Origin of the sequence: Corynebacterium sp. HMSC04H06 (assembly GCF_001815935.1) — a bacterium.
Classification (GTDB): domain Bacteria; phylum Actinomycetota; class Actinomycetes; order Mycobacteriales; family Mycobacteriaceae; genus Corynebacterium.
The window spans coordinates 21,184-40,798 of record NZ_KV823451.1 but is presented as its reverse complement, the minus strand read 5'-3'; the positions used below and the strand labels follow the sequence as shown (position 1 = coordinate 40,798).

The following is a 19,615-nucleotide window of genomic DNA, read 5'->3' as shown; positions in this document are numbered from 1 at the left end:
GTGCTGTTGCAAAGTTGGGTGGAGAACCGCGAACACTCCTTTCTTCGTCGCCTGGCCAGCATTATGGTCCAGCCTGCTTAGATATTCTGGAAGACCCGGTTGACGATCACCGCGTCCGGGTTCGGTTGCTTGTTGGCAAACATCGCGTCTTGCCCTTTCCGCAATGAGTGCATCGCCTCTATCCCTTTCAACGTCCGATATACAGATGTCCGGTTCTTAAACGCGCCTTTCGACCCGAGGATCCGCTTCAGCCGACCATGATCGCCTTCCAGGATGTTGTTGAGGTATTTCACCTGCCGGTACCACCGTGTTTGCTTGTCCAGCTCAAGGGTGTATTTCTGGACCCAGCGGCAGATCGTGGTGTGATCGACTGGCACGCCCCGCTCGGTCATCATTTCCTCCAGAGCGCGGTAGCTCACCCCGTAGCGGCAGTACCACCGCACCGCCCACAGAATGATGCCACGAGGGGAAATGACAACCGGAGAAGACACCCATGGCTGTGACTATTTCACGTCGCCCTTCCTACTACCCCAACTTTGCAACAGCGCCAGAGAGAGCATAAAAGAAGCGTAGCGGTTAACCGCTACGCTGTGTTGTGGGGCTTTTAACTTTTTTACGGTGCACGTGTTCTAGTTAGTGGTTCGTTTCTTTCCTCGGGTGATTGCGACGGTATTCCTCGACCAAGTGAGCAATACCCGGCGCAGCCTGAGACAACATCCAGCCCATAAGCCCTACGACAAGCCCTATAACGAGAAGGGTGAGAGCCAACCAGCCCAGTGTTGGGCCAATACCGCTGGCCTCCTGGACGTGACCCCACAAGGCAGACACGCCGTCGGGTATGCCGAGCATACTCAGTAGCCCCTTCCCCAAGGCTCCAACGGCAACGAGCGCGATAGCAACGACGAGGACACTGGCTGCAATCCACGAGGCAGACTGGCAGGCCTTAATAAAGTTCGTGTTCGATTTTTCCATGTCGTCGTTATACTGCTTGCGTTCTGCGCGTATCTCCTCCAGCAGCTTTTCGTTGGCCTCCTTCTCCTGGAGCAGAGCGTTGCGAGCCTTCTTAGAGGCTTTTGCTGCCTCGCGCAGGCTTTCAGACTCTTTCGACATTGCCTCAGATACAGCCACCTCTACCAGCGGTTCCAGGCTAGAAGTCAGGCTCGAAGTCATCTGAGCATTCAGGCTCTGGGCTACTGCTTGGCTGGAATCCTTGTCGAGATGGATGGGGCTTTCGGCTGCTTTGAGCACCAGTCGTTGCATCCTTGTCAGGCGCGACATCTGCTCGCTTATCTCGATTAGATACCCTTTCACACCCTCCAGGCCGTTGGGCAGATCCTCGATATTCTTGATCAGACCCGTGATCATCTGCTGCACTTCCATCATCGTTACTTGGAAGTGACTGCTGCTCACGTAGTTCTTGTTTGCGGCGAGATTGCTTTTTACGTTCCTTAATTCGCTTTCCGCTTGCGTCAACCTCGTCGAGAAGTCGCTGGGCAGAGAATTGAGAATGTCCCCTGTATCCTCCGGCAGACTCTTCAGTTTCTCCTGCAGCGTCTTGATAGCCTTCTCCGCCTTGTCCAGGCGCGGGCTGAGAACCTTCAAGACGTTTTCCATCTTGCCCTTCGCCGCTGCTTGGGCTAACTCCGTCATCTGGGTCACTGAGACCATGATTTAATACCTCCTGGGTGTAATAGTTTTCCTCCTCGTCATCGAGAAGGCTGGAGCCGTATTTCGCCTCCAGGTCATCATCAGTTGAATTGGCTTGAAGTGCTGCAAGCTGCCGCGCAAGAAGGGCTGCTTGAGCCTCGTTAACGCGCTCGGTCACGCCCTCTAGCGAGTAGCTGCGGCCCAATTTTGAGCCAGCTTTAGCTGCCTTACGCTTTCGAGTACGCCCGGCCTTCGTGGTGTTCGTGAAGTAGGCATCCTCGCCGTCATCGCCGACCAGGGCCACGGTCAACGACTCGCCTTCAGCCTTTGAATTGGGCTGCACTTTTAGAGACAGGTTGTAATCGCCAGCAACCTCTATCGCCTTCTCCAGTGGGTCGCCAGCATCGGCCACCCGTTCATCCGCGCACAGTTCATCCATGCGCTTACGCGCGAAATCCGCCCACGTGCTTGCGGTCAACTCATCCACCTTCAAGCTGGTCGAGTCTGTGGACTTGCCTTCTTTGTGTGCCCTGCGCTCGGCAGGAAGTAGCGATTTTTCTGGCTCACGTTCTAAGACACGCATCCCCAAATCGCGCATCAACTCGTCGTTGATATTGCGCAACTTGTACCAGTTACGCATGTCCCTCGGCGCAGCCTTCTTTGTACGAGTGTCATGGTTGGCAAAGACAATATGGTTATGGACGCAGCCGCTTTTACTGTCGGTGTGCGTGGCAACGGTAAACGGAACTCCCGTGTCCCGCGTAAGCCGCATCGCCAACTCAGAGCCTGCTGCATTAGCCCGAGCTACATCCGCTGGATCGTCTTTATCTAGCTCGTCTCTAGCCCACGATTGGATATAGATAATTGCTTCATCGGTGCGCTGAGCCGGAGCATAACGCTTCATTTCTTCCACACTGGCCTCCATGAAGTCCACACCCGACCAACGGCCAGCTGTAGCCTGTGGCGAAAACGATTCAGCGCCTGGTTGAACCGTACATAAAGCATCAGCTCGCACCTGACCCTTGCGGGCATTGTCTGCCGTTCCATAGACGGCGTAGACCGTTGCCGCGCGGATGTCCTGGCTGTAGTTAATTTTGATTGTGGACAAAGTCCTTCACCTCTTTTTTAAGAGAAGAAACCTCGCCAGCAATGGTTTCTACAGACTCAGACACGGGTGCAACGCCGTCGATATTCGCGCGGCGAGCCAACTGGTTTAGATTGACACCAATCCGGCGCAGTTGATCGTTCATCTCGTCCAGGCGGCGCAGCGTGTCCGGGGCCAAACGCTTCTGCGTTAGTACGCTCTCCTCCTTTGCGAGGACGTAGAGAGCTTCCCGGAAAACGACGGCTTTTTGAACACCTGCAACCCGTGCGACCTCCTCGACAAATCGGTCTAAATCCTTATCGAGGCGCACGGTGGTGCGCGAATATGTCGAGAACTTGTCTCGCATATCCACCTCCTACTCATTGTGCTTACTGTGGCAGGGTGGCCCCGACTGCTGATGCAGCCAGGGCCACAGTCTGTTTGTAAGGGTCACGCTTCTCCGGTGTCGGCCCCCTGAATCTGCGGGGCAGATTCAGGCGTACTCGCCACCGTCAAAGACGGCCCTCACAAACAGGCGGCAGGCGGCCAGCAAGCCACTCGGGCACCTCCGGTGCCTCGTGGCGCTGGCGAGGGAGATTCTCTCCCTCGACCCTCTGGCCCTACGCTTGCGGGCCATTCTGGCCCGCGTGCTTCGGGCCTGCGGCGGGATTCATTTGACTCTGTGGAGTCCTCTGAATCGACTGCGGAGCCTTTATCGGCTCCTGCGTTCCGCCGCGAGGTGCGCCCTCGTGTCCCTCGGACGCTTCACGGGAGGGGGCCTCCCGTATACCGATTTCTGCGAACAGTTCCCTTACGGAACCGCCGCGAAATTTGGACCACTTGCTTGAAGGCTCATAAGCGCAGGCGTAGAGAACTTCGCCTAATTGACGCTTAAACTCCTCAACCTTCTTGGCTTCTTCGGCTTCTTTTTGCTCCCGCTCCTGGCGGAGAGCTTCAATCTTTTTTACCGACGAAGCGGTCTGAGACTTCGTAATCATAGTTCTGGTTCCCATCCTTTACTGGTGTCTTTTGCTTCTGGTTCATTCTGGAAAAGTGGGGTGAATCGCGGGTTTTTGACCCGAGGGACACGAGGCTTCTTTTTCCGCGGCGGCTGCGGTGGGTAGCCACCTTGATTCTGCTTTTTCCGCCGCGACTGAGCGCGCTCATCGAGGGTTTGCTCTAGCTGATCAAGCTCAGCGTCAACCTTTTCTCCCTCCGCTTTAAGCTGCTCCAAAGACACTTCTTCTTTTGGGGCGTGCTGGGCAAAATCGTCCAGAATCTCCTGGACTCGGTTGGAACGACGGATAATATCGGCGCGGTCTAGACCAACCAAACCGGCGATAAGCCCCTTCGCAGACTCCTCCGCTGCGTACCTGCTCTCCTCCATTTCCGCGCCTGTTTTAGCTCCACTGCGCGGCGCTCGTGGGGCGCTCGGCATCCGTGGTGCTCGGGGCGATTGTGGCTCCATATGTTCCTCCTTATCTTGGGTTGCGGTGTATTGGTGCCATCGGGAACTCGGTCTAAGCACCCGATGGTTCAAGACTTAGCTGGGGTGCTGTTGCTTGCATGGTTAGCGTCTCTGTGACGATAAAAGTGCCTATAGGAGGGCCGCGAGAAAGCTTCATACCAAACCGACTAGGGGGAGGGGTGCTAGACATAGCCATCACCGCGATTCAGCTCATCGGCAAAGGCACGAACAGCATCCATATCGGCATCGCGTAGCACCGTCGAACGCCGAACCTTCTTGCTCATGTGATCCCACTGCGCCCGGGTGAATTCACCCATCCCCAAAGAGGACAACCAACCCACCTTCTGAGCCACGGAAACGCGAACAGCCAAACGGTCAACGACGACAAGACCAGCCTTATGCGCGGCAACGAGTTCGGTGAGTAGGGCACTGTCAGCCGTACGGATACGACGACCCCGAGCAGACTCAAAACGCTTAAACCAGGTCTCCCAATCATGACCCGTGCGCAGACACCCAGTAGGACGGTCAACACCTGTGGTCCCATACCGAACCAACTGCATGTGACCAGCGATCCCACGTGCATGTTTATAGTCGTCGACTGAGTCCCACGCGCAAGTGTCGAACCCCGCCATTTCGTTGCCGTCAATCACATCAACCCGGAGCGTGCCACGTAGAGGCTGCCGTTTTAGGTCAAAGTCCACCGTTGAGACCTCAGGCGTGCGATCCACCGGGTGGAAGTCCAACCGGTTTACGGACCGCGACAACTCCCGAAATGTTGGGAAAGACGTGTAGGGGTTAGGTATCTTTCCCAGGAGTGAAAGAGCGGTATCGCGAAACCAGCGACGCTCCGCGACGGTCCCACGTTCAACCTCCTCAGGAACTTTCAACCCAGCCTTAGCGAGCACACCGTGTTCCAGCAAGGACACATTGCCACGCGTCGAGAAATTCACTAGATCGTCCTGGTAGTGCTTGATCTCCCAGACCGTCGGATCACCTACCAACGCACGACGGGCGGCACGGAACACATTCGCGATGCCAAAGCAATCAAAGTGCTCAATCTCTTCAACAGGCGTGATGAAGCCGTCAGTCGTGACAGACAGAATCGGAATCGTATTGGCCATCGCCAGAAGGAGAGCGCGAACAAGCGACGTTGTCATCGACGCGTGATAGGGAGAGGTTACGGACGACCCACCAATAGACTCCATCTCCTCAGCCCATGCACCCCACCCGTTACGCTCGGAGACGTCCTGAGCCAGCTTCCCGTAGACGGAGTTCGTCGCAACCTTGACAGTCTGCTCTTCCAGCGACCCCTTGCCGAAGATCTTCTTCGCAGTCGCACGATCTTCAACCATCTGTCGGAGGGCGAAGCGCAGTGATCGGGACGGAGTACTACCAGAATGCATACGCAACCTCATGCGATAGCCAATCTGAACACGCACCGTCGCCCCCAGCTTCAACGCAAGGTACAACTCAGGTCCAGCGCACCAAGCACCATGAAACCCGTCATACCCCCCAACATCGTCACCTTGCGCGGCTCCAGCACCGGCAGACGTTCGTGGATACAACACGCAGTCACCGACGACCACCGGCAAGCAAGGCGCAACAACATCATCCGGGAACTTCCAACTCACGTAGGCAACCAACGGGGTAATGGGACCTAACGGAAAGTCGTCCAGCGTAAGTACCCGGTCCTTCACAACCTCCTCGATACAACCGCCCACATAATCCACATCAATCACCGATGCCATCGCAGACGGGTACGCAGATTGAATATCGTGATCGAAGGTCGGGTAAGGATGATGACCAGGAGACAGACAACTGTTCCAGCCACCGTGAAACGCCATTTTCCACGCAGTGTGGGATTGATTGGCATCGCCGTCCACGGGTACCAACTGTCGTGTGGTGTAATACGAAAGCTGGTCATGGTCTAAAAACGGTTCAGGGTCCGTCAACCGCACGAGACCACGAAAGTTGATGAGGAAGTCCTTCAACGCCTTGTCGCCCATGTAACGCATGATTCCGTCGCGGACAGCACTGGCACCCGCACCCGAAAGGGTGACAGGCGGAACGATGTTGAGACCCCACAGCAACGCCAGGTACTCAACAACGATGACAGCGTCATTCACCCCATATTCGAGGAACGTCGTCAGATCGTCACGACGCATTGAGGTCATATTCTCGATTGAGGAACCAACATCAAGCTTGGGAACACCGCAAACATCGCCAAGAGCAGCGAGACTCTTATGACCGGGTGCAGCCTGACACATCGTGTCACGAACGGTCACAGAGAACGGTAACCAGCGATAGCTGTTGGAGCCTTTGCCAGACTTGCGCATGAAGCGGGCAGGTTGCAGCGAAACTAAGCCCCCCGAAGCAGAGGTCACACGACGGAGGATGTCATAATGTTTTTCCCCACCATTGCGCTGCTCGGGAGGGCGGCGAAAAGCGGTCAGATCGGCGTTGCCGAAATGACACGCCAGGACGACGGCAATGCGAGCCTTGAACACCGCATCTCGCGTGGCGGAGTAGTCAAATTTCCCCAGAGGGTTGAGTTTCCTTACATCGCGGACGAGCACGCCACGAGGATCGATAGGCTCCCGAGAGGGTGACAGGACATGCAGACCAGCTGCAAGACTGACGATGTAGAGAGCATCCTCAAGGTAGATGCGATCACCCGCCAGAGGCAACACAACCACCTGTACGAGAACACCATCATCGAGAGCATCAGTACAGGCGAACTGATAGCTATCGATGACGCGCTTAGCGGGGTCATCTTCGCGGTAGGTGAACTCAGTATCAAACCCGATCACTTGAGCCCGGCGACCGCCACTACCCATCGACCTCACAGTTGGTAGCTGGCCGAAACTCTTAACATCGACACCGGCATCAACCCCTGCAACCGCAGCGGCTTCCACCGCTGCTGCTGCTGCGGAGTCACGGTGGCCGGAGTCACGATGGCCGGACTCTCCGGTCCGGCCATTCTGCCTCTCCCCTAGGGGTTTTTGGCCTGAATTGACATTAGGGTCTTGACCAGCAGGAACGTCCGCAGAACAGCCCGAAATCGTGGCTAAGGTCTCGGAGACCTTAGCCACAGATCGAGGTTCACGACGTACCAAAACAGTGAAGTACGACGGGGCAGAACGCCCAGGAACGTCGACGGAAGTGTCGACGAGGCGTGACTGCCACTCGGTGCCATTCACGCCAAGCTCGATGAGTTCATGCTCGTGACGCACCGTGTCGGGCGCGTCCTTGGGGGAGATCTCTATGCTCCACGCCTCGTTCGCTGTTGTCATGGCTTCTCACCACCGACAACATGCTCATCTAGCCACGCCTCAATATCAGCGATTCTGTAGACGACGAGGTTGGTACCCACGCTGGCGTATCTGGGCCCTTTGCCCTGAACACGCCAGTTGTTGAGAGTTTGAGGGGCAATTCCGATCAGGGATGCCGCTACCGAACTTTTAACCGCAATAGGCTCGGCATGATCGACCAGTTTTAAATTAGAAACGCCTTTCAAGGTTTGCTCCAGACATGCTGAAAGGGCCCCGGCCTAGCGGTTATCCGCTTTGGGGGCCTGCATATCCGAGTTGCAAACCTTGGGTTCTTATTCTACCCGGTGCCTCGGTGGCCAACCGTCGCAGGTACGGCTGATTATATTTTAGCCTACTTGTGAGGGAAAATCAAAGACCGGCGGAAACATCGTAGCCACGACACTGTCCGGTACAGGGTCGATAAGATCCATCGTCAGTCCTTCACCTGCGGCGAAGCGTCGTCCTGCGTTAGGCCGATAAAAGGTGAACGGCAACGTTCGATCAGCTTCGTTCTCCAGAAACTCGAGTCGTGCCTGGAGGTGTTTGCGGACAGCGTGCAGACGCGGGTGTCGCTTCTGACGACCTTTCGTATCATTTTTCACAATGGGGTCCAGATACCTTAGTTCACGAGCTACCGCGCGGATTTCACAGTAGGTTTCAAGGGCGGTAAGCAAGAGCTGTGTGACCTCCTCGCGGGAAAGTGGGGGAGTGAACAATTCGCGAGCGTCAACATAAAGCGGGTGATTATCGTCAACCAACGTGCACAACACTTCCTGGCGTCTGCGCGCGACGTCATCGGTAGACCAAATTGGAAGACGTTCTGAAGGATCCATACCAGCAATGATAACAAATTCGAACCTATTGCAAAAGTGGGTCTATAGTGGTGTGTATGTCCAAGCAAATACGTGCCGCCAGAACGAAACTAAGCCTTGGGGAAGATTCCATCGACCGCGTCGTTGATGCTTTACCGCCGCGAGGTCCATACGAAGCGAAAATCACGGTCCGACTATGGGACGGAACGACTTACCGCCCGACAATCCGGGCAAGGACAAAGGGGGAATTCCGGCGAATTGCCGTCGAGAAGCGGGATAGCAAGCTCAACTCGACGTGGACCAATTGGGATAAGAGCAAGAACTTCTCGGCGTTCATTACCGACGTCTCTAAGCCGGCCATCCGGGCGGCACGTCTGCGACCGAACACGCGCGCCCGGTATGAGCTCGCATTAAAGCAGGCCGAAGCACAGCTAGGAAAACACGCCATTGGCGAAGCTGTGAAATTCCGAACTCTCGAACACGCATTGCAGGCCATCGCCACCGCAAACGGGTCGGAATCTGCACGGCAGGCCCGCACCGTCGTGAGCAAGTACATTCTGGATCAGCTCATCCGCGAGGGTGTTATCGACCACAACCCGTTACGCGGAATCAGCATCGACCTCGGCGAGGTCAAGAAGGGCAATAAACCACAAGGTGGTCACGCCCTGACGAACGCCCAATACGACGCCGTTGTAGACCATCTCATTGCACGCGATACCGCCAGACCGTTACCACCGGGCACGGACAGACGAGCAAGCTCCATCGCAAAACATGACAACGTGGTCGCGCTGGCACTACTGCAAGCGGGGACGGGACTTCGCATCTCCGAGGCACTGGCAGTGACGAGGCATTCTGTAAAAGTCGCTAATGGGCAGATCGCTATCAGCATTACATCTGAGCAATCCAAAACGCACAGAGGCCGTTCTATCCCGTTCCTGGACAAGCGTGTCGAAAAGTTCTGGTTAAACCGGCTCGACGGACTAGAAACGACCGATCCACTGATCCCTTCGCCAGGAGACAAGAAGGCGCACTGGCGCACCGACAACGCCGTGAAAGCGTCAGCGGCTCTGTTTAAAGATGTTGGCGCGCAGCTCCAGGACAACCACATCGCTTTAATGAGATCCCATGACTGGCGCACGGTGCTCAATAACCGGGCCATCGCGCGAGGGGTACCCGCCCAGGTGCGTGCAGCCTATTTCGGGCATGACGTCGACGTGAACGCGCGCAACTACACGGATTGGACTGATGTAGACGCTATGCGGGGCGCCTTGAATCTCGGTGAAGAAAGTGGGACTCAAAACGGGACTTAAGAGTTGGTAATCTGCGGTAAAGACCAGTAGGCGCCAGTATACTGATACCTCTCTAAACAGCAGGTAAAAGGGCAATAACTGCAGGTGGCTCGAACATGAGGGTGAGAACCCAGAGGTCGTAGGTTCGAATCCTGCCCCCGCTACCAACTTCTTCGAAGACCCCCTCTCCGGAGGGGGTCTTTTTCGATTACCATTGACCGCCTGGAGATCCCGCTGGAGGTCGTCGGGTTCACCGACGGGCAGCGGGCCTTCAGCCACGTGGACATCGCCTACCTACCTATTGATGTCTGGCAGGAGGTCCACGCCGGCGCCCGCCACGGGGAAGCGGTAGCCCCGAGGCTTATGGAGAAGCCTCCATCATCGCGGCCCGCACTCAATACCAGCCGGATACCGCGGCGCTGTCCGAGTAGGCCGGCCTCGACGTACGAACCTTGGAGGATAGCTTTGATCCCTCGCCGGGCTATGCCGCAGAGACCATGACCCTGACCATGATTACGTGGTTCCTCTACGTCATCGCAGCTCTTGTCACCGGCGCCTTCTTCCTGGTCTGGGCTATCCAGCGCGCCGGGAATATCGCCACGCTACGGGCAATGGGGCGCGACCCGGGGCTTCCTCCTGCGCGACAGCCTGGGCCAGGCCGTGGGGATCCTGGCCGTATCCATCGTGGTGGGGCTGCTGATTGCGGTGGGGCTCGGCAGCCTGCTGGAGCAGACCGCCATGCCGTACGCCACGGAGCTGGGCTCTGTCCTCGGCGGGGGAGCGCTGCTCTTTATCGCCGGCCTAATCGGCGCGATCGTCGCAGTCGTGCGCGTTACCTGAACCAACCCGCTCGCAGCCTTAGGAGAGAATCGATGAGCCCCGCACTGGAATTAACTGACGTCACCGTGAGCTACAGCGACGGCGACTCGCAAGTCACTGCGCTCGACCGGGTGAGTATGAGCGTCGCGCCCGGGGAATTCGTCGCGGTGGTGGGGCCATACGACTCCGGAAATCCACCCTGCTGAACGCCACTATCTTGCGCGCAGCCGAGCAGGCAGATGACCCGGGCATCCAGGAGCAGGCGACAGCCGCCCTGCACGCGATGGCGACCGCGCTGGTGCGCTAAGACCGGGTCGGACAGGGTAGTCCGCTGGGGGTAAGGAATCCCAAATCACATTGCAATCGTTTGCGTGGATATTCCGCCCAGTTATAGCGTAAGTAGGTGGCGCGTATAAAAAATCGCGCAGCACGTGCGTGAAAGGCGCGTGTTCCCTAAAGGCTAGGCCCGCAAAGGCCAAGGTGAGGTACATGTCGGACTCGGCTACTGGCAATCACCCGGTATACGCGCTCGTCGCCGGTGACTACCGCGCGGAGATCGCAGGAGTAGGCGGCGGCATCAAAGCGCTGACCTATAACGGTCGCGACCTGGTGGAAACCTACCCGGACGGCGCAGACGCGCCCGCCGCGTGCGGGGTGGTGCTAGCGCCCTGGCCGAACCGCACCGAAGACGGCCGGTTTGGCTGGAAGGGCGAGCAGTACCAGCTGCCCATTACCGAGCCGGAGCGCAACAACGCCATCCACGGCTTCGTGCACGAGCGCCTCTGGGAATGCGAGTGGGTCGCGGATGGGGCCTCGAATGGGGACGCAGGCGAGGGCGCGGCGTTGCGGCTGCGCACGGACATCGGTCCGCGGCCCGGCTGGCCGTGGCAGATTCGGCTGACCGCTACCTACCGGCTGGGCACAGGCGGCCTTGCTGCCGAATACCGGGCGGAGACCGACGGTTGCCCCGCGCCCTTTGCGCTGGGCGTACACACCTACCTTTCGGCCGGCGGTGACGCTATCGATGACTGCCGCCTTCAGCTGGCGGTTGAAGACAACCTCCCGCTGGGCAGCCGCAATTTGCCCTGCGGGGAGCTGCGGCCGGCCGAGGAGGTACTCCCCGGCGTCGCTAGCGGCGTGCCGCTGGCCGCGGCGGGCGCGCCGGGTACCTGCCGGGATGAGTCCGGGAAGGTGTGGCTCGACCACTGCTTCCGCGGCGCGCACCCAGTAGCGCGCCTGACCCGCCCCGACGGCCACGGTGTCCAGCTCGACCCCGCGCCGGGGAGCCAGCCCGGCATGCGCTGGGTCCAGGTCTATACGGCGCCTGACTTCCCGGATTACCGCACCGGTGGCGACCCTAGCGGACCGCCGCGCCGGGCGCTGGCGGTAGAACCCATGAGCGCGCCGCCGAACGCGCTGGCCAGTGGATGCGATATCACCACGCTGCGGCCGGGCGCCCCGGCGAGCTTCGCGCTGCGTATCAGAGCTTTTTAACTGACAGAAAGGCAACATTATGGATAGTGTGCAGCAAGCACTACGGCTCGACGCCTCGTGGGTCGACTACCTCTTGGTGGCCGTCTACTTCGCGTTCGTGCTGGGCATCGGCTGGGCCGCCAAGGCCCGTGTGTCCTCCTCAATCGACTTCTTCCTCTCCGGGCGCGGCCTGCCCGCGTGGGTGACCGGCCTCGCGTTCGTCTCCGCGAACCTAGGCGCGGTGGAAATCATCGGCATGTCCGCCAACGGCGTGGAATACGGTTTCCAGACCATGCACTATTTCTGGATCGGCGCGGTCCCGGCGATGGTATTCCTGGGCATCGTCATGATGCCCTTCTACTACGGCTCCAAGGTCCGCTCCGTGCCGGAGTTCATGCGCAAGCGCTTCGGCAGCGGCGCGCACCTGGTCAATGCCATCTCCTTTGCGCTTGCGCAGCTGCTCATCGCTGGCGTGAACCTCTTCCTGCTGGCCACCATCGTGGAGGCCCTGCTGGGGTGGCCGCAGTGGGTGGCCCTGGTGATCGCCGGCATCATCGTACTGTCGTATATCTCCCTGGGCGGGCTGTCTGCCGCGATCTACAACGAGGTCCTGCAGTTCTTCGTCATCGTCGCCACCCTGGCGCCGCTGACCATCATCGGCCTGAACCGCGTGGGCGGCTGGCAGGGTCTCAAGGACGCCGTGGCGCAGGAATCCCACTTCCACACCTGGCCGGGCACGGACATCTCCGGCTTCGACTCGCCGTTCTGGTCCGTGGTCGGCATCGTGCTGGGCCTTGGCTTCGTGCTCTCGTTCGGCTACTGGACCACTAACTTCGTCGAGGTCCAGCGCGCCATGGCCTCGGACTCCATCTCCGCCGCCCGTAAGACGCCGATTATCGGCGCCTTCCCGAAGATGTTCATCCCCTTCCTGGTGGTCATCCCCGGCATGGTCGCCTCCGTGCTGGTCGCCGACCTGGTGGAAGGCACAGCCGAGCCGAACGACGCCATCCTGCTGCTCATGCGCGACCTGCTACCCAACGGCCTGCTGGGCGTGGCCATCGCCGGCCTGCTGGCCTCGTTCATGGCGGGCATGGCCGCGAATATCTCCGCGTTCAACACCGTCATCTCCTACGACATCTGGCAGACCTACGTGGTCAAGGACCGGTCGGACGATTACTACCTGCGGTTCGGCCGCTGGGCCACCGTGGGCGCGACCATCATCGCGATGTTCACCGCGCTGCTGGCGCGCAACTTCGGCAACATCATGGACTACCTGCAAACGCTCTTCGGTTTCTTCAACGCGCCGCTGTTTGCCACGTTCATCCTGGGCATGTTCTGGAAGCGGATGACCCCGCACGCCGGCTGGTCCGGCCTGACTGCCGGCACGCTGGCCGCCATCGGCTACTGGTACACCGCCAACTTCACCGACGCGACCGCCACGCTGTTCAACCTGCCCGGCCAGGGCACCGCCTTCGTCGCCGCCGGTATCGCCTTTGCCACCGATATCATTGTCTCCGTGGTGGTCACCCTGTTTACCACCCCGAAGCCGGACCACGAGCTGGTCGGCTTCGTCAGCTCCGTCACGCCCAAGGGCCACTTCGAGGACTACACGGAGGCCTCCCTGCCGTGGTACCAGCGCACCGTGCCACTGGGGATCATCTGCCTGGTCCTCGTCATCGTCCTCAACGTCATCTTCGCCTAGAAAGGGAAGGGGAGTAACTCATCATGACTTCTTCACCCGTGACCCAGAAACCTGACTCCACCTCGCCGACCGGCGCCTTCGACCTGCGCAACGTGATCGCGGCCCTGCTCGGAATCTACGGCGTGGTGCTCATCGGCTGCTACTTCTTCCTCGACCCGGGCATCGATCCGGAAACCGGGGCGCTCAAGGCCGCCACGGACAACCTGTGGATCGGGCTCGCGCTGCTTGCCACCGCCGTGGTCTTTGCCGCCTGGGCTAAGCTGCGGCCTATCGTGGTAAGCGACGCGGCCGCGGCTGAATCCGCCGTGGAAGCAGAACCTCACCCGAAGCACTAGATACTGATCCCGGCGGGGCGATAGCCTCCCGCCGGCGGCAGCATTTATTTAGGAAACGTCAGGAGAACGACGCATGTCCGAAGCACATGTTTCAGTCACGCAAGCCCAGCTGGCAGACGGCCGGGACATCTTCTATTTCGATGACCGCCCGCACGCCGAGGGCGAGCGCGTGTTGACCGACCCGCGCGACTTGCCGCAGGTGCAGCCGACCTCGGAGATGCGCCGGGACCCGCTGACCGGGGACTGGGTCGCCTTCGCCGCCCACCGCATGAGCCGCACGTTCATGCCGCCGGCCAACGAGAACCCGCTGGCGCCGTCGCGCCCGGGCGGCCTGCCCACGGAGGTCCCGTCGCCGACCTACGACGTCGTGGTCTTTGAAAACCGCTTCCCGTCCTTCTCCCTGGCCGCAGAGGCCGGCCCGGATTTTGAGTACGACGTGGACTCGATGGGCCTGGTCCCGCGCCGGCCGGCCCATGCACGCTGCGAGGTGGTCTGCTTCACCGAGGACGCGCACACCTCCTTCAAGGACCTGCCGGTTGGCCGCATCCGCACCGTCATTGAGGCCTGGGCCCACCGGACGGAGGCGCTGGCCGCCATAGAGGGGGTCCAGCAGGTCTTCCCGTTTGAAAACCGCGGGGAGGAAATCGGCGTGACCCTCCAGCACCCGCACGGGCAGATCTATTCCTACCCGTTCCTCTCTCCCCGGCTGAAGGCGATGGTCAACCGCTCGCGGGAGTACCGAAAAGAAACCGGCGGGGATCTCTTCGCCGACGTGCTAGAGCGCGAGCGCGCCGCCGGCACCCGGATCATCGCGGAGACCGAGCACTTCACCGCCTTCGTCCCGGCCGCGGCCAAGTGGCCGGTCGAGGCGATGGTCATGCCCAACACCCCGGCCCGGGACTTCCGGGATCTCAACGACGCCCAGCGCGACGACCTGGCCGCGTTGCTCAAGAAGCTGTATACCGCGGTGGATGAGTTCTTCGAGGGCGTCGACCGGACCCCGTACATCGCCGGCTGGAACCTGGCGCCGGTGGACCCGGCCGCCTGCGGCACCGTGCGCATGCACCTGCAGCTGTTCTCGCTCATGCGCTCGCCGAACCGCATGAAGTTTTTGGCGGGCTCCGAATCCGCGCAGGGAGTGTGGATCAATGACACCACGCCGGAGGCTATCGCCGCCCGCTTCCAGGAGGTCTGGCCGCGTGACTAAGCTCAACTGGCTGCCGCGCCGCAGCGACGCCGCGCTGGCCGATGCCGCCGAGGCCCTTTTCGCCGCGGAGTTTTCCGCCTCGCCGGCCGGGGTATGGGCCGCGCCGGGGCGGGTCAACCTCATCGGCGAGCACATCGACTACGCCGGCGGGGCCTCCATCCCGTTCGCGCTGGAGCACAACACCGCCGTGGCGGTGGCGCCGCGGACCGACGGGCAGCTGCGCATGGTCTCCGCGCAGCCGGGCCAGGACGAACCGGCGCGGTGTGCGATCCCGCTGGCGCAGGTCGGCCCCGGCAACCCGGCGAGCTGGGCCGGTTATATCGCCGGCACCGTCTGGGCGGGGCTGGAATCCGGCGCGATTGCCGAGTGCGCGGGCTTGGACATCGCGGTCGTCTCCGACGTCCCGGTGGGCTCGGGCCTGTCCAGCTCCGCGGCGCTGGAGTGTTCCGTTGCCGTGGCGGCCTACGAGCTGGCCACGGGCCGCCAGCCCGACGACGCGGCGCGCAAGGAGCTGGCACAGGCCTGCATCCGCGCCGAAAACGAGGTGGTGGGTGCGTCCACCGGCGGGCTGGACCAGAACGCGAGCCTACAGTGCACCCGCGGCAAGGCCCTGGTTCTGGACTTTTCCACCGGCGCGGTGGAGCGAGTGCCCTTCGACATCAAGGCGTGCGGCCTGGTACTGCTTATCGCGGACACGAACGCCCCGCACACCTTGAGCGACGGGCAGTACGCCTCCCGCCGCGGGCTTATCGACGATGTGCAGCGCGCCCTAGCGCCCAGTGACAACGGAACGATTCGCGACATCCAGGCCGCCACGGGAGATGCTGTGGCCGTCGCCCGCGCCTGGGCCGCCGACAACGCGGCTGGGAACAGCGCCGACCCGGATCTCGTGGCTCGCCGCGTGGCGCACGTGGTCGAGGAAACGCAGCGCACCCTGGAAGCCGCCCGCGCCCTGCAGGACGGTGATTTCGACACGTTCCGGGCGCTTATGCGCGATTCCCACGTGAGCCTGCGCGACCAGTACGAGGTGACCACTAAGGAGCTCGACCAAGCCTTTAGCGCGGCCGGCGAGGTGGGCGCGCGCATGACCGGCGGCGGCTTCGGCGGCGCGGTGATCGCGCTCATCCCGCGCGACGAGGTGGACACGACCGCCCATGCCATCGCCGCGGCGGCTGCCGATGCCGGTTTCCCTGCGCCGACCTTCCTGCTCGCTGAGCCCGGCGCCGGCGCCCGCCGCCTGCGCTAGGCGCCAGTAAGCGCCGGGCTAGTCCCGCGCCTGGGCGAGCCAGAGGCCGATACCGGCGATGGCGTAGCGGGTGCCGGTATCCAGAGTCGGCTGCAGCGCCGGGTTAAAAGCCGGGGAATGGTTGGCGGGTGCTCCTTCCATCTCCGGGAAACCGCCCCAGCCCCAGTAGCAGTAGGGCACGGACAAAGCGTGCGGGATGATGGGGAAGTCTTCCGAGCCGGTCAGCGGCGCCATGTTGCCGTAGACGGCGTCGGCGCCGAAGAGCTCGGTGAAAAAGTCCACCACTCGCGTGGTGGTGGCCTCCGCCATGAGCGCGCCGGGGCGGGTGGTCATCGCGTAATCCGGGGCGAACGGGCCGACGTGCTGGGCCAGGGCCACGTCTGGTTGCGGGATCAGGTCTGCCAGACCGTCGTCGACCATCTTCTGCGCGCCGCCGCCGGCCTCCTCCCCGGGCTGGAACAAGGCGATGAGCGTGCCCGACCAGGCCTCGGGGTGTTCGGTATAGGCGCGGCTAGCCCCCAACAGGCAGGCGGTGTGGAAGTCGTGCCCGCAGGCGTGCATGAGCCCGCACTCCTTGGCGACCGCGTACTCGAGGCCGGAGTCCTCCGCGATGGGGAGGGCGTCCATGTCGGCCCGGAACAGCACCGTCGGGCCGTCGCCGTTGTGCACAATGCCCACCCGGCCGGTGCCGGCGAGGCTTATAACCTCGCAGCCGTAGGCGCGCAGTTCTTCTTCGACCCGCGCGGCCGTGCGCTCTTCCTGCATGGACAGCTCCGGGTGCTGGTGGAACCAGGTGTAGAGCTCCTCGCGCTCGGTGCGCGTGGCGTCCATGGCGGCAAAGAGTACCTGCAGGTTCTCCGGTACAGTGCCGCTAGTTGTCATGGCGACCATGAAAAGGTTTATGCAGAGCCGGCGGACGCCGTTTGAATTGGCAAGCCCACGCGGCGGTGCAGGGCGCGGGCGATCAACGCGGCGCTGACCAGCCCTAAGGCCACGGCCACGCCTAGGCGCGGGGCGGTCTCCGCGGTCTCGGGCCAGGCGGGCAGGGCTACCACCCACAGGATGGTCTGGGCCAAGACGTCCCCGCCCAGGGTTAGGGATACCACCGTCCAGACGACGGTGACCGCCGCGGCGGTGGCGGCATTGAACCTCGCCACCAGGAACAGGGCCGCCCAGGCCAGTACGGTGCCGACCACGACGCTCAATACCCAGCGGCGCAGTTCGTCGCCGAGGCCGCCGCCGGCAGCCCACGCGGCCCCAGCGGCGAGCCCGGAGATAACCGCGACGAGGCAGGGCAGCCAGCCCAAAAGCCCGGCCACACAACGGCGGTTTTCCACCAGCATCGACGGCCAGGCGCCGCGGAGCGAGGACCAGGCGAGGATCGCCGCGGTGCCAGTACCCAGGGGCAGGACCGCGAAGGTGAAGACCCCGTGGATGTAAGAGGCGGGATAGGTCGCAGCAGTCAGTGCCAGGACGACGGCGGTGGCTACCGCACATCCCAACAGCACTGGGTCGAGGGCCGCGCGATGGACGGCCCGGACCGCCGCGGAGAGCCCGGTCGCGCTGCCGGACTGGGCGGCTCGGTAGGCAATAGGCTGCGCAGCCCGTCGCAGATCGAAGGCGCTCGCAGAGCTGATGGAGTCGGCGGAACTGGCAAAACCGGAAACGTGCTCCGCGGAGCCTGCGGGCTGTTGGCCGCGGCGCGCGGCGCGCAGGACACGCTTGCGGCGGGGCGGGACCCAGCAGGCGGCGAGCGCGCCGGCTACCGCGAGCAGCAGGCAGGAAGCAGCGGCCGGCCAGGGACTTTCCTGCCACAGCGGGTCACCGGGGGCGAGCGGGACGGAGTTGGTGTGGATGCCCAGCACCGGCAGCAGCAGCCGGATGGGCCAGGACGGTGGGAAAAGCCACCAGTTTTCGCCCTCGGTGAGGGAGGCGGGGATCCCCGCGAACTGGAAGGCGAAGGCAGCGGCCAGAGCGGCCGTAAGCCCATACCGGCGGGTAAGGGCGGCGCTTAAACCCGCCACTCCTAAGCTGGCCACCCAGGACCACGCGCCAGCGGTGAGGGCGATGCCCGCGTGGTCTAGGCCCATGAGTACCGCCATGGCCCAAGTCAGGCCGAAGTTGAGGGTGGTGAAGGCGGCTAGCGCCACCCAGACCGCCAAAAGGCGGGCCGCGCGTAGGCGCCGCGGGGAGACCGCCCGCCACAGCAAGCCGCCGTAGCGCGCAGAAAGCTCCCGGGTCTCCGGAACGGCGGCGAAGATGGCGCTCAGGGGTGCGGCCATACCGGTGACGTACATGGACTGCCAGCCCATGAGCGCCCGGGTGCTGCCGTCGGCGCTAGCGAGCTGGGAGAAAAGCAGCGACATGGCGGCTAGTGGGAGGCCCAAGAGCGGTAGCCATTGCAACGCCGAGCCACGCGCGCGGAGGGACTCGGCGCGCAGATAGGCCAGGGGGCTATTCATCACAAGATCCCTCCTGGGTGAGCCGGAGGAATTCCTGCTCCAGGTTCCCGGCGGGGGAGAGCTCGCCCAGCGGGCCGCTGTAGCGCACGCGCCCGGCGGCGATGACGGTGGCATCGTCAGCCAGTTTGGCGACCTCACCCAGCTGGTGGGAGCTGACCACCACCGTGCCGCCATTGTCGGCCCAACCGCGCAGGAAACCGCGCAGATCGGAAATGCCTTGCGGATCTAGTCCGTTCTGGGGCTCATCCAGCAGCAGGATTTCGGGCGAACCCAGCATGGCCTGGGCCAGCGCCAGCCGGGCTTTCATGCCGGTGGAAAAGCTCTTGGCCTTCTTCTTGCCAGCCGAATCCAGCCCGACGAGCGCCAGCACCCGGTCGGCTTCCGCGTCCGGCAGTCCCAGCAGCGTGGTGTGGACCAGCAGGTTGCGGCGGGCGCTCAAGTGCCCGTAGAACAGCGGCCCGTTGACCGAAGCCCCGATGTGGCGGAGGCTTTCGGCGGTGCGGGGAGCGCCCAGCACCTCCACTCTGCCGGCGGCGGGAGCAATGAGCCCCAGGATCGCCGAAAACAGCGTAGACTTGCCGGCCCCGTTGCGGCCTAGCAGCGCGTGGACGCGGCCACGGTTAACCTGCCAGTCCACCCCGCGTAGCACGGAGTGCTCGCCGAAAGCGACGTGGATGTTCTCGCAGGACAGTGCCGGCGTGGGCAGCGTTGGTCCGGTGGGCTGATGGTGGTTCCTAGCGGTGTGCATAGGGCTAATCCT

17 protein-coding genes and 1 pseudogene are annotated in these 19,615 nt (G+C 62.0%); 7 read left to right on the top strand and 11 right to left on the bottom strand.

Annotated elements, in window-relative coordinates; translation table 11 throughout:
- Window positions 1-77: 77 nt before the first annotated feature.
- The 8 genes and pseudogenes from HMPREF3067_RS09595 to HMPREF3067_RS11290 all read right to left on the bottom strand — a co-directional run bounded on the left by HMPREF3067_RS09595 (window position 78) and on the right by HMPREF3067_RS11290 (window position 8,343).
- A pseudogene (locus tag HMPREF3067_RS09595) lies at window positions 78-495 on the bottom strand (DDE-type integrase/transposase/recombinase).
- 138 nt (window positions 496-633) lie between these two features.
- Window positions 634-1,170, bottom strand: coding sequence for a hypothetical protein (locus HMPREF3067_RS09590; protein WP_246819292.1), 537 nt, complete (start codon window positions 1,168-1,170; stop codon window positions 634-636).
- Window positions 1,148-2,755: a relaxase/mobilization nuclease domain-containing protein gene (locus HMPREF3067_RS11140; RefSeq protein WP_083319253.1), complete on the bottom strand. Its 1,608-nt coding sequence runs from the start codon at window positions 2,753-2,755 to the stop codon at window positions 1,148-1,150. Before HMPREF3067_RS11140 ends, HMPREF3067_RS09590 begins: the two co-directional genes overlap by 23 nt.
- Complete coding sequence (gene mobC, locus HMPREF3067_RS09585) at window positions 2,736-3,098, bottom strand: plasmid mobilization relaxosome protein MobC (protein ID WP_070769497.1); 363 nt, start codon at window positions 3,096-3,098, stop codon at window positions 2,736-2,738. Before mobC ends, HMPREF3067_RS11140 begins: the two co-directional genes overlap by 20 nt.
- Before the next feature lie 253 nt (window positions 3,099-3,351).
- On the bottom strand, window positions 3,352-3,729 hold the full coding sequence (locus HMPREF3067_RS09580) for a hypothetical protein (RefSeq protein ID WP_070769496.1): 378 nt from the start codon (window positions 3,727-3,729) through the stop codon (window positions 3,352-3,354).
- A complete protein-coding gene (locus HMPREF3067_RS09575; protein WP_070769495.1) occupies window positions 3,726-4,118 on the bottom strand; it encodes a hypothetical protein in 393 nt (130 codons plus the stop codon). The genes HMPREF3067_RS09580 and HMPREF3067_RS09575 overlap by 4 nt, the downstream gene beginning before the upstream one ends.
- A 263-nt stretch (window positions 4,119-4,381) precedes the next feature.
- Window positions 4,382-7,492, bottom strand: a complete 3,111-nt coding sequence (locus HMPREF3067_RS11575) for a hypothetical protein (RefSeq protein WP_246819291.1) — start codon at window positions 7,490-7,492, stop codon at window positions 4,382-4,384.
- Between the two features lie 365 nt (window positions 7,493-7,857).
- A complete protein-coding gene (locus HMPREF3067_RS11290; protein ID WP_141759381.1) occupies window positions 7,858-8,343 on the bottom strand; it encodes a hypothetical protein in 486 nt (161 codons plus the stop codon).
- Window positions 8,344-8,399: 56 nt separating this feature from the next.
- On the opposite strand from HMPREF3067_RS11290, the gene HMPREF3067_RS11570 reads away from it, so the two are divergent.
- From HMPREF3067_RS11570 to galK, 7 genes are all read left to right on the top strand, one after another.
- Entirely contained in the window at window positions 8,400-9,632 is a 1,233-nt protein-coding gene (locus HMPREF3067_RS11570) for a tyrosine-type recombinase/integrase (protein ID WP_246819290.1), read from the top strand.
- A gap of 522 nt (window positions 9,633-10,154) precedes the next feature.
- Complete coding sequence (locus HMPREF3067_RS11565; RefSeq protein ID WP_246819289.1) at window positions 10,155-10,451, top strand: hypothetical protein; 297 nt, start codon at window positions 10,155-10,157, stop codon at window positions 10,449-10,451.
- Between the two features lie 468 nt (window positions 10,452-10,919).
- The gene (locus HMPREF3067_RS09545) at window positions 10,920-11,924 is read left to right on the top strand and encodes an aldose epimerase family protein (protein ID WP_070769491.1); all 1,005 of its coding nucleotides are present in this window, start codon (window positions 10,920-10,922) and stop codon (window positions 11,922-11,924) included.
- 28 nt (window positions 11,925-11,952) lie between these two features.
- Window positions 11,953-13,605, top strand: coding sequence for a sodium:solute symporter family protein (locus HMPREF3067_RS09540; protein ID WP_210400107.1), 1,653 nt, complete (start codon window positions 11,953-11,955; stop codon window positions 13,603-13,605).
- A 23-nt stretch (window positions 13,606-13,628) separates the two neighbouring features.
- Complete coding sequence (locus tag HMPREF3067_RS09535) at window positions 13,629-13,940, top strand: hypothetical protein (RefSeq protein WP_070769489.1); 312 nt, start codon at window positions 13,629-13,631, stop codon at window positions 13,938-13,940.
- A 73-nt stretch (window positions 13,941-14,013) separates the two neighbouring features.
- On the top strand, window positions 14,014-15,147 hold the full coding sequence (gene galT / locus HMPREF3067_RS09530) for a galactose-1-phosphate uridylyltransferase (protein WP_070769488.1): 1,134 nt from the start codon (window positions 14,014-14,016) through the stop codon (window positions 15,145-15,147).
- On the top strand, window positions 15,140-16,393 hold the full coding sequence (galK, locus tag HMPREF3067_RS09525) for a galactokinase (RefSeq protein ID WP_070769487.1): 1,254 nt from the start codon (window positions 15,140-15,142) through the stop codon (window positions 16,391-16,393). Before galT ends, galK begins: the two co-directional genes overlap by 8 nt.
- 18 nt (window positions 16,394-16,411) lie before the next feature.
- Here galK and HMPREF3067_RS09520 read toward each other — a convergent pair whose 3' ends face one another.
- The 3 genes from HMPREF3067_RS09520 to HMPREF3067_RS09510 are packed head-to-tail and all read right to left on the bottom strand — an operon-like array spanning window position 16,412 to window position 19,603.
- Window positions 16,412-17,275, bottom strand: coding sequence for a M20/M25/M40 family metallo-hydrolase (locus HMPREF3067_RS09520; RefSeq protein ID WP_083319259.1), 864 nt, complete (start codon window positions 17,273-17,275; stop codon window positions 16,412-16,414).
- Between the two features lie 17 nt (window positions 17,276-17,292).
- On the bottom strand, window positions 17,293-18,855 hold the full coding sequence (locus HMPREF3067_RS09515; RefSeq protein ID WP_083319251.1) for an ABC-2 family transporter permease: 1,563 nt from the start codon (window positions 18,853-18,855) through the stop codon (window positions 17,293-17,295).
- A complete protein-coding gene (locus HMPREF3067_RS09510; RefSeq protein WP_070769485.1) occupies window positions 18,848-19,603 on the bottom strand; it encodes an ATP-binding cassette domain-containing protein in 756 nt (251 codons plus the stop codon). Before HMPREF3067_RS09510 ends, HMPREF3067_RS09515 begins: the two co-directional genes overlap by 8 nt.
- Window positions 19,604-19,615: the final 12 nt, after the last annotated feature.